We start from the raw sequence: 14230 nt of genomic DNA, 5'->3' as shown, positions 1-14230 counted from the left end.
CATGTCCGTCCAACGCACCCTCTCGATCATCAAGCCCGACGCCGTCGCCAAGAACGTCATCGGCCAGATCGTCGCCCGCTTCGAGCAAGCCGGCCTGAAGGTCATCGCCGCCCGCCTGGCCCAACTGTCGCGCGCCGACGCCGAGCGTTTCTACGCCGTCCACAAAGAACGCCCCTTCTTCAAGGACCTGGTTGACTTCATGGTCTCGGGCCCCGTGTTCGTGCAAGTGCTGGAAGGCGAAGACGCCATCCAGAAGAACCGCGACCTGATGGGCGCCACCGATCCCAAGAAGGCCGCCCCGGGCACCATCCGCGCCGACTTCGCCGACAGCATCGACGCCAACGCCGTGCACGGCTCGGACGCGCCGGAAACGGCCGCTGTCGAAGTGGCTTTCTTCTTCCCCGAAATCAACATCCACAGCCGTTGATTTCCCGGAAATTCCTTTAGCGTCATAGCAATACCCTGGTCATGGAATCCGTCGAACGAATCAACCTGTTGGGGCTGGATGGCTCCGCCCTGTCCGAACTCGTCGGGCAGTGGGGCGGCAAGCCGTTTCGCGCCCGCCAGTTGCAGCGCTGGATGCACCAGCGCGGCGCCGATTCGTTCGACGCCATGACCGACCTGGCCCGCGATTTCCGCGGCCAGTTGGCGTCCCGTTGCGTCATCGAGGCGCTGGCGGTCAACACCGAGCAGCGCTCGTCGGACGGCACCCGCAAGTGGCTGTTCGACGTGGGGCAGGGCAACGCCATCGAAACCGTCTTCATCCCCGAGGACGACCGCGGCACCTTGTGCATCTCCAGCCAGGCGGGCTGCGTGGTGAACTGCCGTTTCTGCTCGACCGGCCACCAGGGGTTCAACCGCAACCTCAAGACCAGCGAGATCATCGGCCAGTTGTGGTGGGCCAAGCGCGTGCTGGAAGCCGACGTCGGCACCGCGCGCCTGGAAGGCGCTCGCGCCACCGAAGACACCCGCGTCATCAGCAACGTGGTCATGATGGGCATGGGCGAGCCCCTGCTCAACTACGACCAGGTGCTGCCGGCCCTGCGCCTGATGCTCGACGACAATGCCTATGGCCTGTCGCGCCGCCGCGTCACGGTGTCCACGTCGGGCGTGGTGCCCATGATGGACCGCCTGTCGCAGGACTGTCCGGTGGCGCTGGCCGTGTCGCTGCATGCGCCCAACGACGCGCTGCGCGACGAGCTGGTGCCGCTGAACAAGAAATACCCGTTGAAGGAGTTGCTGGCCGCGTGCGAACGCTACCTGGCTTTCGCGCCGCGCGACTTCATCACGTTTGAATACTGCATGCTGGATGGCATCAACGATACCGACCAGCACGCCAAGGAACTGATACACATTGCCCGCCAGATCCGCTGCAAGCTCAATCTGATCCCGTTCAATCCCTTCCCCGCCTCCGGCCTGAAGCGTTCGCCTTCGGCCCGCGTCAAGGTGTTCGCCCAGCGTCTGATGGACGCCGGCATCATCACGACGGTGCGCAAGACCCGGGGGGACGATATCGACGCTGCTTGTGGTCAACTGGCTGGAGAAGTGCGCGACCGTACCCGCATCACCGAGCGGAACGCCGCGCAGCGCCAGACCATACCAATTAGACAGGTGCATGCATGACGCAGGATATCGCTTCTGCAGTTTCAGAGACGCCCGCGAGCGCGGGCGGTTCGGGCAATGTGGGCTCGGCGCTGCGCACGCTGCGCCAATCCAAGGGCTGGTCGCTCGACGAAGTGTCCAGCCGCATCAAGTTTTCGGCCAAGCAGATCGAGGCCCTCGAGAACGAACAGTGGGGCGATCTGCCCACCGGCGTCTCGCTGCGCGGCCTGATCCGCAACTACGCCCGCATGCTGGGCGCCGATTCGCAGGCAATCGTTGATTCGCTCGACCCCAAGGCCCGCGTCACCGGCCCGGTCAAGCTGAGTCCGGGGGCGCTGCATTCGGCCCATTCCATTCCCCAGTCCGGTGCCGACGACGATCGCGCGTCCTCGACCTCCTGGGGCTGGCTGATCGCCATCGTGCTGGTGCTTGCCGCCGGCGTCGCCTATGCCTTCTGGCAGGGCTGGCTGCCGCAGCAATGGCTGGCGTTCGACTGGCTTCCCAAGCTGTCCAAGTAAATACCGGTTTCGCCGATGCAAGATTCCTCTCTGCCTTGCCAGGATGCGCCGCCGCCCGCCGTGGGCGCGGCTCCCCGCCGCGCCACGCGTTCGGTGGCGGTGAAGTGGGGCGACCGCACGGTCATGATCGGCGGCGACGCGCCGGTGGTGGTCCAGTCCATGACCAACACCGACACCGCCGATGCCATCGCCACGGCGATCCAGGTCAAGGAATTGGCGCTGGCCGGCTCCGAGATGGTGCGCATCACCGTCAACACGCCCGAAGCCGCCAGGGAAGTCATGGCGATCCGCGAGCAGCTCGACCGCATGGGCGTGGACGTGCCGCTGGTGGGCGATTTCCACTACAACGGCCACAAGCTGCTGACGCAATTCCCGGACTGCGCCCAGGCGCTGTCCAAGTACCGCATCAATCCGGGCAACATGGGCGGCGGCAAGCGTCGTGACGACAATTTCGCCCAGATGATCGAAGTGGCCTGCCGCTACGACAAGCCGGTGCGCATCGGCGTGAACTGGGGCAGCCTGGATCACGAGCTGATGGCGCGCAAGATGGACGAAAACAGCCGCCGCGCCCAGCCCTGGGAAGCGCAGGCGGTGATGCGCGACGCGCTGGTGGTGTCCGCCATCAGCAACGCCCAGCGCGCCGAGGAACTCGGCCTGCGCCGCGATGCCATCATCCTGTCGTGCAAGGTCAGCCACGTGCAGGACCTGATCGCGGTCTACCGCGACCTGTCGGCGCGTTGCGACTATCCGCTGCACCTGGGCCTGACCGAAGCCGGCATGGGCAGCAAGGGCATCGTCGCCTCGACCGCCGCGCTGGCCGTGCTGCTGCAACAGGGCATCGGCGACACCATCCGCATCTCGCTGACGCCGGAACCGGGCGGCGACCGCGGCCGCGAGGCCGTGGTGGCGCAGGAGATCCTGCAGACCATGGGCCTGCGCGCGTTCACGCCCATGGTGGTGGCCTGCCCCGGTTGCGGCCGCACCAGCAGCACGTTCTTCCAGGAACTGGCCGATAGCATCCAGTCCTACCTGCGCCGGCAGATGCCGGTGTGGCGCGCCCAGTACCCCGGCGTCGAAAGCATGAACGTCGCGGTCATGGGCTGTGTGGTCAACGGGCCTGGCGAAAGCCGCCACGCGGACATCGGCATCAGCCTGCCGGGCACCGGCGAGGTGCCGGCCGCGCCGGTGTTCGTCGACGGCGAGCGCACGGTCACCCTGAAGGGCGACCACATCGCCGAAGAATTCCAGGCCATCGTTGAAGACTACGTTGCGCGTCGCTACGGCGCGCTCGCCTCTCATTAAAAGAAAGGGTGTGGCCGCGAGGCGCGCTTGCCGGCGCGCGGAGCGGCATGATCAAGATGACTCAAGCTTTCCAGAAAGTCGCCGCCATTCGCGGCATGAATGACCTGCTGCCAGGGGCCAGCGCCCGCTGGGAGCAATTCGAGGAAATCGTGCGCGGCTGGCTGCGCGGCTACGGCTATCGCAATGTGCGTACGCCCGTGCTTGAGCATACGCGCCTGTTCACGCGCGGCATTGGCGAAGTGACCGACATCGTCGAAAAAGAGATGTACACGTTCACCGACGCGCTCAACGGCGAATCGCTGACCATGCGGCCCGAGATGACCGCCGGCATCGTGCGCGCCTCGATCGAGCACAACCTGCTGTACGACCGCCCGCAGCGCGTCTACTCGATCGGCCCGGTGTTCCGCCACGAGCGCCCGCAGCGCGGCCGCTACCGCCAGTTCCACCAGATCGACGTCGAGGCCCTGGGCTTCGCCGGCCCCGATGTGGACGCCGAGCTGATCGTCATGCTGGCCCGCCTGTGGAAGCTGCTGGGCCTGACCGACGTGCGCCTCGAACTGAATTCGCTGGGCCAGCCGGCCGAGCGCGCCGCGCACCGCGCCGCCCTGATCGCGCACCTGGAAAAGCACGTCGACATCCTCGATGAGGATGGCAAGCGCCGCCTGTATACCAATCCGCTGCGCGTGCTGGACACCAAGAACCCCGCCATGCAGGAAATGGCCGACAGCGCCCCGCGCCTGTTCGACTTCCTGGGCGAGGAATCGCGCGCGCACTTCGAGGGCGTGTGCCAGCGCCTGACCGACGCCGGCATCGAATACCGCCTCAACCCGCGCCTGGTGCGCGGGCTGGACTACTACAACCTGACCGTCTTCGAATGGGTGACCGACCGCCTCGGCTCCCAGGGCACCGTCTGCGGCGGCGGCCGCTATGACGGCCTGATCGAGCTGCTGGGCGGCAAGCCCGCGCCGGCCGTCGGTTTCGCCATCGGCATGGAACGCCTGCTGGACCTGTGGGAGCAGAGCGTGCAGATCGAGTCGCCTGCCGAATGCGAGGTCTATGTCGTGCACCAGGGCGAAGCGGCGCAGCGCCTGGCCGCCCGGGTCGGCGAAGACCTGCGCGACGCCGGCCTGTCGGTGGTGGTGCATGCCGGCGCCGCCAGCTTCAAGTCCCAATTCAAGCGCGCGGACGCCAGCGGCGCCCGGGTTGCGGTTATCCTTGGCGCCGATGAAGTGGCTTCGCAGACCGCCAGCATCAAATTCCTGCGCGCCGACGCCCAAGGCGATGCCGCGCAGCAGCAAGTCCCGTTGGCGGGCTTGGCCGACGTATTGAATATCAAGGGTTAGGGCATGGCATACGATCTGGAAGAACAGGAAAAACTCGACGCGATCAAGGCGTGGTGGGCTCGTTACGGCACGCTGGTGCTGTCGCTGGTGGCCGCCGTGGCGGTGGCATGGGGCGGCTGGTGGGGCGCCAAGGCCTACCAGTCGCACAAGGCCAACCAGGCCATGGGTTATTTCGAGGCGCTCGAAGACGCCGCCCGCCTGGGTGGCGCCGATTCGTCGGTGCGCATCAAGGCCGCCGCGGCGACCTTGCGCGACCAATACGGCTCGACCGGCTACGCCGCCCGCGGCGCGCTGGTGGCGGCCCAGGCGCTGCAGGCCCAAAAGGACGTCGACGGCGCCCGCCAGCAGCTCGAGTGGCTGGCCAGTCAATCCAAGAACCCGTCCATGCAGGCCGTCGCCCGGCTGCGCCTGGCGGGTCTGTTGCTCGATCAGAAGCAATACGACGCCGCGCTGGGCCAACTGAACAACGCCCCGGCCGCGTTCGCCGCCTTGTTCGCCGACCGCCGTGGCGATATCCTCGCGGCGCAAGGCAAGCGCGAGGACGCGCGTGCGGCATGGCAAAGCGCCATTGATGGCCTGGGCACGGCGAATCCGCTGACCCAGGTTGTGCAACTGAAACTGGATGCCCTGAGCGGAGCGTGACTGTAATGCGTAAATTTGCCTTTGGCCGGACGTGGCGTGGCGCTGTTTGCCTGACGAGCTTGCTCGCCCTGGGCGGTTGCGGCCTGTTTTCCCATGACGACGGCCGTTACGACCCTGCTCCCCTGACCGAATACAAGGCCGGCATGTCGGTGCGCCAGGTCTGGTCGACCTCGATCGGCAGCGGCTCCGGCCTTGGCTTTGCGCCTACGGTGCTCGAGAACGCGGTCTACGCCGCCACGCCCGATGGCTCGGTCGGCAAGTTCGACCTGCAGAGCGGTCGTCCCATCTGGAAGTCGCAGGCCGGCGTGAAGCTGACCGCGGGCGCGGGCAGCGACGGCACCACCACGGCCGTGGCCTCCCCCGACGGCGACGTGGTCGCCTTCGACGACAGCGGCAAGGTCAAATGGAAGGTGCGCGCCACCAGCGACGTCAACATCCCGCCAGTGGTGGGTTATGGCATCGTCGTGGTCCGCAGCGGCGACTACCGCATCCAGGCCTTCGACGCCAATAACGGCGAGCGTCTCTGGAGCGTGCAGCGGCCCGGCCCGGCGCTGGCCCTGCGCAGCGCCGCGCAGATGGTGCTGGCCGAAGGCCTCGTCATCACTGGCCTGCCCGGCGGCAAGATGATGGCCATCGCCTCCGACAGCGGCAACGTGCAATGGGAAGGCACCGTCGCCACCCCGCGCGGCGCCAGCGACCTGGAACGCCTGACCGACGTGGTCGGCGCGCCACGCATCGCCGGCAATCTGCTTTGCGCGGTGGCCTACCAAGGGCGTATCGTGTGCTTTGACGTCACGGCCGGCGGCCGTCCGATCTGGGCGAAGGACTTCTCCAGCGTCAGTGGCATGACCCTGGATCAGCGTTTTGCCTACTCTGCCGACCAGAACAGCGTGGTCAACGCCTTTGCGCTGGACAACGGCGGCAATGTCTGGAAGCAGGCTGCGCTGAAGAATCGCCAGCTCACCGCGCCGGCCCTGCTGGGCGGCGCGCTCGCGGTCGGCGACCTGGACGGCTACGTGCATTTCCTGTCGCGCAGCGACGGCAGCCTGATGGCGCGCCTGTCGGTGGGCGGCGGTGCCATCGTTTCGCCGCCGCAGACGACTTCCCAAGGTGTGCTGGTCCAGACGGGCAATGGCAATCTCGTCCTGATCGGCACCAACTAAACCCTCAAGAACAAAGCCTTACACCGTGTCTTTCAAGCCTGTCGTTGCCCTGGTCGGCCGCCCCAATGTGGGGAAATCGACCCTATTCAATCGCCTGACGCGATCGCGCGCCGCGCTGGTGGCCGATTTTTCCGGCCTGACCCGCGATCGCCACTACGGCGAGGGCAGGGTGGGCGATATCCCCTTCATCGTCATCGACACGGGCGGTTTCGAGCCGGTCGCCAAGGACGGCATCCTGCTGGAGATGGCGCGCCAGACCCGGCAGGCCATCGCCGAGGCCGACGTCGTGGTGTTCCTGGTGGACGCCCGCGCCGGCCTGAACGCGCATGACCACGAGATCGCGACGCTGCTGCGCAAGTCGGGACAGCAGCGCGTGCTGCTGGCGGTGAACAAGGCCGAAGGCATGGGGGCGGGCGCCGCCATCGCCGAATTCCACGAGCTGGGTCTGGGGCAACCCTATCCCATCTCGGCGGCGCACGGTGACGGCATCGTCGACCTGATCGAACTCGCGCTGCAGGACCTGGCCGAGCCGCCGGCCGAGGAAGAAGAGCCGGCCGAAGAGGGCGAGCACGACCACCGCATCAAGCTGGCCATCGTCGGCCGTCCCAACGTCGGCAAGTCGACGCTGATCAACACCCTGATGGGCGAAGAGCGCGTGATCGCGTTCGACATGCCCGGCACCACGCGCGACGCCATCGAGATCGACTTCGAACGCGATGGCCGCCGCTACACGCTGATCGACACCGCCGGCCTGCGCAAGCGCGGCAAGGTGTTCGAGGCGGTCGAGAAGTTCTCGGTCATCAAGACGCTGCAGGCCATCGAGGCCAGCAACGTCGTGCTGCTGATGCTGGACGCGCAGACCGAAATCTCCGAGCAGGACGCCCACATCGCCGGCTTCGTGCTGGAAACCGGGCGCGCCGTGGTCGTGGCCGTCAACAAGTGGGATGGCCTGGACGGCGAGGAAAAGGAACGCATCGAGCGCGAGTTCATGCGCAAACTGCGCTTCCTGTCGTTCGCTCGCGTGCACACCATTTCGGCCCTGCGCGGCCAGGGCATCAAGCCGCTGCTCAAGTCGGTCAATGCCGCCCACGCCGCGGCCTTCGCCAAGCTGTCCACGCCCAAGCTGACGCGCGAGCTGCAAGCCGCCGTCGAGCAGCAGCCGCCTCCGCGCAAGGGCATCTTCCGTCCCAAGATGCGCTATGCGCACCAGGGCGGGCAGAATCCCCCGCTGGTGGTCATCCACGGCAACGCGCTGGACGCGGTGCCCGATTCGTACCGCCGCTACCTGGAAACCCGTTTCCGCAACGCTTTCGATCTGGCCGGCACGCCGCTGCGGATCGAATTCAAGTCTTCGCACAACCCCTACGCGCAGGAAAGCTGATCCATGAGCCGTTTCTGGAGTCCCGTGGTCGGGACGCTCAGTCCGTATGTGCCGGGCGAGCAGCCCAAGCTTCAGAACCTGGTCAAGCTGAACACCAACGAGCACCCCTACGGGCCGTCGCCCAAGGTGCTCGAGGCGATCCGCGCGGCGTGCGACGACACGCTCAAGCTCTATCCCGATCCGTCGTCCGACCGCCTGCGCCAGGCGGTGGCGACGGCCGTCGGCGTGGCGCCGGCCAGTGTCTTCGTCGGCAACGGTTCGGATGAGGTGCTGGCGCATGCCTTCCTGGCGTTGCTCAAGCACGAGCGTCCCCTGCGTTTTCCGGACATCACCTATAGCTTCTATCCCGTCTACTGCGGCCTGTACGGCATCGACTACGAAACGCTGCCGCTGACGGACGATTTCCGCATCGACGTCGAAGACTACCTGCCTGGCCGTCATGGCCAGGCAGGCGCCATCATTTTCCCCAATCCCAACGCGCCGACCGGCCGTGCGTTGACGCTGGCGGAGATCGAGCGCGTGCTGGCGGGCAATCCGGATTGCGTGGTGGTGGTGGACGAGGCCTACGTCGATTTCGGCGCCGAATCGGCTATTGCGCTGACCGCGCGTTACGACAACCTGCTGGTCATCCAGACCTTGTCCAAATCGCGTTCGCTGGCGGGCCTGCGCGTCGGCTTCGCGGTCGGCAGCCCGGCGCTGATCGACGGCCTGGAACGCGTCAAGAACAGCTTCAATTCCTATCCGGTGGATCGCCTGGCTTCGGCCGGCGCGGTCGCGGCGCTCGAGGATGTCGAGTATTTCGAACGGACCCGCCAGGCGGTGATCCAGACTCGCGTGCGGATGACAGCCGGCCTGGAGGCCCTGGGCTTCGAGGTGCTGCCGTCCAGCGCCAATTTCGTGTTCGCCCGGCACGCCTCGCGCGATGCCGCCGCGCTGGCCGCCGGCCTGCGCGAACGCAGCATCATCGTGCGCCATTTCCGCCTGCCGCGCATCGACCAGTTTCTGCGTATTACAGTGGGCACGGACGAGCAGTGCGAATTGCTCCTGAAAGCGCTCGCCGAGCTCGTCTGAACCCCAGCGCCAGGGCCTTTCCGGCGGAAAACTCTGGTGTCATCTTTTGCATCCGACACAAGTAGCACGGGCCGGGAAAACCCTGTAGAGTACATGCTTCGGCGTGCCCCACCTGTAAAAAGCGCGTCACCACTCAATAACAAACAAATGGAGCCTGGCCAATGAGCAATAAAGGGCAAACTCTGCAAGATCCGTTCCTGAACACGCTGCGCAAGGATCATGTGCCGGTGTCGATCTACCTGGTGAACGGTATCAAGCTTCAAGGGCAAATCGAATCTTTCGACCAATACGTGGTGCTGCTGCGTAACACGGTCACGCAAATGGTCTACAAGCACGCCATTTCCACCGTCGTTCCCGCCCGCGCCGTGAATTTCCAGGTGGAAGTCCCTGCTGAGTAATCTCGCTCCCGCAGTACCTTTTATTGCCCGCCAGGCGTTCCACGTCGGCGGGCATTTTCGCTTTGGCTCCAAAATGGTGCATGTATGCGCGCACTGATCATCAGCGTGGATCTGGGTGATCCCGACTTCGCCGCCCACGCCGAGGAATTCGCCATGCTGGCCAAGGGCGCCGGCGCGGAAATCGTCGGCACGCTCACGGCCCGGCGCGACCGCCCCGACGCCAAGTTCTTCATCGGTTCCGGCAAGGCCGACGAAGGCGTGGGCATGGCCCAGGCGCTGCTGGCCGACATCGTGCTGTTCGACCAGCCGCTGTCGCCGGCCCAGCAGCGCAACCTGGAACGGGTCTTCAACCTGCGCGTGGTGGATCGCGTGGCGTTGATCCTGGACATCTTCGCGCTGCGCGCCAAGAGCCACGAAGGCAAGCTGCAGGTCGAACTGGCCCAGTTGCAGCATCTGGCCACGCGCCTGACCCGCATGTGGAGCCACCTGGAGCGCCAGCGCGGCGGCATCGGCATGCGCGGTCCCGGCGAATCGCAGCTCGAAATGGACCGCCGCATGATCGGCGCCAAGGTCAAGACGCTGCGCGAGCGCCTTGACCGCGTCGAGCGCCAGCGCGTCACGCAGCGGCGCGCGCGGGCGCGCGGCGGCGCATTGTCGGTGTCGCTGGTGGGGTATACCAACGCGGGCAAGTCGACCCTGTTCAATGCCTTGACCCGCGCCGACACCTACGCGGCGGACCAGTTGTTCGCCACGCTCGACACCACGACGCGCCGCATCTGGATTGAAGGGGCGGGCAATGTGGTGGTGTCGGATACGGTGGGCTTCATCCGCGACCTGCCTCACGACCTGATCGCCGCGTTCCGCGCCACGCTCGAAGAGACCGTGCACGCCGATCTGCTGCTGCACGTGGTCGACGCCGCCAGTCCGCAGCGTGACGAGCAGATCTTCGAGGTCAACAAGGTTCTGGCCGAAATCGGGGCTGCCGCGATTCCCACCATTCTGGTATACAACAAGATCGATCGCGCTGGCCTGGAACCCCGGGCGGAGCGCGATGCCCATGGTACGATTGCGCGAGTATTTGTAAGCGCCACCGAGCGCGCCGGTTTGGACGCGTTGCGCGGGGCAATTGCGGAGACCGGACAGATTGTGGGAAACAATGCCTCGAATTATCAAACTCTTCAATCTGAATGACCCCGGTTGGGGTCGTGGAAACAATAATGGCTCCGAGCCGCCGCCCAAGCGGCCCCAAGGCAACGGAGACGGTCCGCCCGACCTCGACGAGGTCTGGCGCGATTTCAATAATCGCATCGGATCGTTATTCGGCCGCAAGGGCGGGGGCGGCAACAACCGCCCGGGTGGCAATCGCGGTGGCATGACGCCGCCGTCGCCGCGTGGCGCGCGCATCGGACTGGGAGTGATCGCCCTGGTCGCGGTCGGCATCTGGGCGGCCAGCGGCTTCTATATCGTCCAGGAAGGCCAGGTCGCGGTCGTCACGCAGTTCGGCAAATACAAGAGCACCTCACAAGCCGGCTTCCAGTGGCGCCTGCCGTACCCCATCCAGAGCCATGAAATGGTCAACGTGTCGCAACTGCGCACGTTCGAAGTCGGTTTCCGTGGCGGCGCCCGCAACAAGGTGCTGCCCGAGGCGTTGATGCTCACGACGGACGAGAACATCGTCGACATGCAGTTCGTCGTGCAGTACCGCCTGCGTGCCGATGGCGCGCCCGACTACCTCTTCATGACGCGCGACCCGGACGATTCCGTGCGCCAGGCGTCTGAAACCGCCATGCGCGAAGTGGTCGGCAAGCAGTCCATGGACTTCGTGCTGTACGAAGGTCGTACCACGGTCGCCACCCAGGTCCAGGCGCTGATGCAGCAGATCCTCGACCGCTACCAGACCGGCGTGCAGGTCAGCACCGTCGCCATTCAGAACGTGCAGCCGCCCGAGCAGGTGCAGGCCGCCTTCGACGATGCCGTCAAGGCGGGCCAGGATCGCGAGCGCCAGATCAACGAAGGCCAGGCCTACGCCAACCAGGTCGTGCCGCTGGCCAGCGGCCAGGCCTCGCGCATGCTGGAGCAGGCCGAAGGCTACCGCGCCAAGGTGACGGGCGACGCGCAGGGTAATACCGCGCGCTTCACCAGCATCCTCGGCGAGTACGAGAAATCCCCGGTGGTCATGCGCCAGCGCATGTATCTGGAGAGCATGCAGGACATCTTCACGCGCGCCAGCAAGGTCATGGTCGACACCAAGAGCAACAACAACATGTTGTATCTGCCCTTGGACAAGATCATGCATCTGGCCGCCCAGGATGCCAGCAAGTCCGCGGTAGGCAACCCCGGATCGCCCGCATTGGTCAGTCCGCCGCTCCAAGCGCCACTGCGTGGCGGCGCGGCGCCGGCGCCGCAACCCTCCGGCAGCAGCAATAGCAACGCGCTGCCCCGCGACCGCCAGTCGCGCTAACCCGGAGGATTCTTGATCATGCAACGTCTTATGCCCATCCTGGTTGGCCTGCTCATCGTGCTGGCCGCCCTTTCTTCCTGCGTGTTCGTGGTGCGCGAGCGCGACTACGCCCTGGTGTTCTCACTGGGTGAAGTGCGCAAGGTCATCAACGAGCCCGGCCTGTACTTCAAGGCGCCGCCGCCATTCCAGAACGTGGTGACGCTGGACAAGCGCATCCTGACGATCGAAACCAACGAAGCCGAGCGCATCCAGACTTCCGAAAAGAAGAACCTGCTGATCGACTCGTACGTCAAGTGGCGCATCGCGGATCCCCGCCTGTACTACGTGACCTTCGGCGGCAACGAACGCGCCGCGCAGGAACGCCTGCAAGCGCAGATCCGCGACGCGCTCAACGCCTCGGTCAACGTGCGCACGGTGCGTGACGTGGTCTCGACCGAGCGCGACAAGATCATGGCCGAAATCCTGACCAACGTCGCCAAGCGCGCCGAGCCGTTGGGCGTGCAGATCGTCGACGTGCGCCTGCGCCGCATCGAGTTCGCGCCCGAGATCTCGGAATCGGTGTACCGCCGCATGGAAGCCGAACGTACCCGTGTCGCCAACGAGCTGCGCTCGATCGGCGCCGCCGAGGGCGAGAAGATCCGCGCCGAAGCCGACCGCCAGCGCGAAGTGATCGTGGCCCAGGCCTACGCCAAGGCCCAGACGATCATGGGCGAGGGTGACGCCGCGGCCGCCGCGATCTACTCGCAGGCCTACGGCAAGAACCCTCAGTTCTACACGTACTACAAGAGCCTGGAAGCCTATCGCGCTTCGTTCTCGAAGCCGGGCGACGTGCTGGTGGTCGACCCCAGTTCCAGCTTCTTCCAGTTCATGAAGGATCCCGCCGGCCAGGCGCTGGCGCCGGTGACCGTGCCCGCCAAGTAAGGCGGCACCGCTTGCGGTATCCCGAAGCCCCTTGGCCTGCGCCAAGGGGCTTTTTCCTGGCGTGCCAGGCAGGGTCCGGTGGCCGCCTCCGCAATCGGGGACGGTGTTGCGCCGCTGGCTTTCCCGGCTGGCGCTGCCGCCTGAACCATGTACAATACCCCGTAAGCTAGAAAACATTCCGCAGCGGCTGAGCGGGCTTACGCCCCCTCAGCCGCTTTTTCGTTTGGGCGACGCCCACGCATCTCTAGGCGTTATTCAGGTAAACATTCATGGGTAACTGGTTGCTGCCCGAGAGCCTTGCCGACGTACTTCCGGCAGAGGCCCGGCGCATCGAGGAAGTGCGCCGCGAACTTCTCGATCTGTACCGCACTTACGGTTTCGAGCTGGTCGCGCCGCCGCTGGTCGAATACATTGATTCATTGCTGTCCGGCACCGGCAGCGATCTGGATCTGCGTACCTGCAAGCTGGTGGATCAATTGTCGGGCCGCACGCTGGGCGTTCGCGCCGACATGACGCCCCAGGTCACGCGCATCGACGCGCACTTGTTGAACCGCGCTGGCGTGACCCGCCTGTGCTACTGCGGCAACGTGCTGCATGCCCGCCCGGCGGACCTGCTGTCCAGCCGCGAGCTGCTGCAGATCGGCGCCGAAATCTACGGTCATGCCGGTTTCGAGGCCGACCTCGAAATCATCCAGCTAGTGCTGGAAACGGTGGCCATTGCCGGCGTGCGCAATCCGCGCCTGGTGTTGTGCCATCCGGGCGTGCTGCGCGGCATCGTCGAAGCCGATCCGGCCGCTGCCGCGGTCTCGCAGGACGTCATCCGCCTGATGCGCGAGAAAGACGTGCCGGGCCTGACCGAACTGGCCGCCCGCACCCCCGGCATGCGCGCTGAAACGTTGAAGGCGTTGCAGTTGCTGCCCAAGCTTTATGGCGGTCCCGAGGTGCTGAAGCGGGCCCGCCACGACCTGCCGCTGCTGCCGGGCGTCGTCGCCGCACTGGATGCGCTGCAGGTGCTGGTGGACGGCCAGCCGAACGTCGATTTCGGTGTCGATCTCGCGGACGTGGACGGCTACGGCTACCACTCCGGCGTCAAGTTCGCGCTGTATGCCGAAGGCTGGCGCGACGCGCTGGTGCGCGGCGGCCGCTATGACGACGTCAGCCTGGCGTTCGGGCGCGCCCGTCCGGCCACTGGCTTCAGTCTGGATTTACGCAAGCTGGCGGCGGGTTTGCCGCCGGCGGAACGGGCGCGTGCGGTTCGCGCGCCCTGGGGGCAAGCCCCCGCCCTGGTCGAGGCGGTCCGCCGTCTGCGCCGGTCAGGGGAAATCGTCGTTCAGGTATTGCCCGGTCACGAGCAGGATCAGGACGAATTCGTTTGCGATCGCGAGCTGGCGCTGCTGGATGGCGCCTGGACGGTCAGAACGCTGTGAC

The 14230-nt window shown here is 66.0% G+C and carries 14 protein-coding genes; all 14 read left to right on the top strand.

All coding sequences use genetic code 11. The features are described from left to right. Position 1: 1 nt before the first annotated feature. Positions 2-427: a nucleoside-diphosphate kinase gene (gene ndk, locus HV783_RS10415; RefSeq protein ID WP_006387851.1), complete on the top strand. Its 426-nt coding sequence runs from the start codon at positions 2-4 to the stop codon at positions 425-427. Positions 428-468: 41 nt separating this feature from the next. Further along, on the top strand, positions 469-1623 hold the full coding sequence (gene rlmN, locus HV783_RS10410) for a dual-specificity RNA methyltransferase RlmN (RefSeq protein ID WP_049075192.1): 1155 nt from the start codon (positions 469-471) through the stop codon (positions 1621-1623). Further along, positions 1620-2120, top strand: a complete 501-nt coding sequence (locus HV783_RS10405; RefSeq protein WP_024068348.1) for a helix-turn-helix domain-containing protein — start codon at positions 1620-1622, stop codon at positions 2118-2120. Before rlmN ends, HV783_RS10405 begins: the two co-directional genes overlap by 4 nt. 15 nt (positions 2121-2135) lie before the next feature. Continuing rightward, complete coding sequence (gene ispG / locus HV783_RS10400) at positions 2136-3422, top strand: flavodoxin-dependent (E)-4-hydroxy-3-methylbut-2-enyl-diphosphate synthase (protein ID WP_054503921.1); 1287 nt, start codon at positions 2136-2138, stop codon at positions 3420-3422. Positions 3423-3478: 56 nt separating this feature from the next. After that, positions 3479-4765 carry a histidine--tRNA ligase gene (gene hisS, locus HV783_RS10395; protein WP_116793158.1) on the top strand — a complete coding sequence of 429 codons (1287 nt, stop codon included), beginning with the start codon at positions 3479-3481 and terminating at the stop codon, positions 4763-4765. 3 nt (positions 4766-4768) lie between these two features. Next, entirely contained in the window at positions 4769-5407 is a 639-nt protein-coding gene (locus tag HV783_RS10390) for a YfgM family protein (RefSeq protein ID WP_054503919.1), read from the top strand. 5 nt (positions 5408-5412) lie between these two features. Continuing rightward, positions 5413-6570: an outer membrane protein assembly factor BamB gene (gene bamB / locus HV783_RS10385; RefSeq protein ID WP_054503918.1), complete on the top strand. Its 1158-nt coding sequence runs from the start codon at positions 5413-5415 to the stop codon at positions 6568-6570. A gap of 25 nt (positions 6571-6595) precedes the next feature. Next, on the top strand, positions 6596-7951 hold the full coding sequence (gene der, locus HV783_RS10380; protein ID WP_054417793.1) for a ribosome biogenesis GTPase Der: 1356 nt from the start codon (positions 6596-6598) through the stop codon (positions 7949-7951). Between the two features lie 3 nt (positions 7952-7954). Beyond that, positions 7955-9022 carry a histidinol-phosphate transaminase gene (hisC, locus tag HV783_RS10375; RefSeq protein WP_054503917.1) on the top strand — a complete coding sequence of 356 codons (1068 nt, stop codon included), beginning with the start codon at positions 7955-7957 and terminating at the stop codon, positions 9020-9022. A 161-nt stretch (positions 9023-9183) separates the two neighbouring features. Then, positions 9184-9420 carry an RNA chaperone Hfq gene (gene hfq / locus HV783_RS10370; RefSeq protein ID WP_006218585.1) on the top strand — a complete coding sequence of 79 codons (237 nt, stop codon included), beginning with the start codon at positions 9184-9186 and terminating at the stop codon, positions 9418-9420. An 84-nt stretch (positions 9421-9504) separates the two neighbouring features. After that, positions 9505-10611 (top strand): GTPase HflX, encoded by a 1107-nt coding sequence (gene hflX, locus HV783_RS10365; protein ID WP_054503916.1) that lies wholly within the window; start codon positions 9505-9507, stop codon positions 10609-10611. Beyond that, positions 10577-11881 carry an FtsH protease activity modulator HflK gene (gene hflK, locus HV783_RS10360; RefSeq protein ID WP_064523207.1) on the top strand — a complete coding sequence of 435 codons (1305 nt, stop codon included), beginning with the start codon at positions 10577-10579 and terminating at the stop codon, positions 11879-11881. Before hflX ends, hflK begins: the two co-directional genes overlap by 35 nt. Positions 11882-11899: 18 nt before the next feature. Further along, entirely contained in the window at positions 11900-12802 is a 903-nt protein-coding gene (gene hflC / locus HV783_RS10355; protein ID WP_054434291.1) for a protease modulator HflC, read from the top strand. 269 nt (positions 12803-13071) lie between these two features. Continuing rightward, entirely contained in the window at positions 13072-14229 is a 1158-nt protein-coding gene (locus HV783_RS10350) for an ATP phosphoribosyltransferase regulatory subunit (RefSeq protein ID WP_175189084.1), read from the top strand. The last annotated feature ends 1 nt before the right edge of the window (position 14230 follow it).

Source organism: Achromobacter dolens (assembly GCF_902859745.1).
Taxonomy (GTDB): Bacteria; Pseudomonadota; Gammaproteobacteria; order Burkholderiales; family Burkholderiaceae_B; genus Achromobacter; species Achromobacter dolens.
This window is presented reverse-complemented; position numbering and strand designations above follow the sequence as displayed.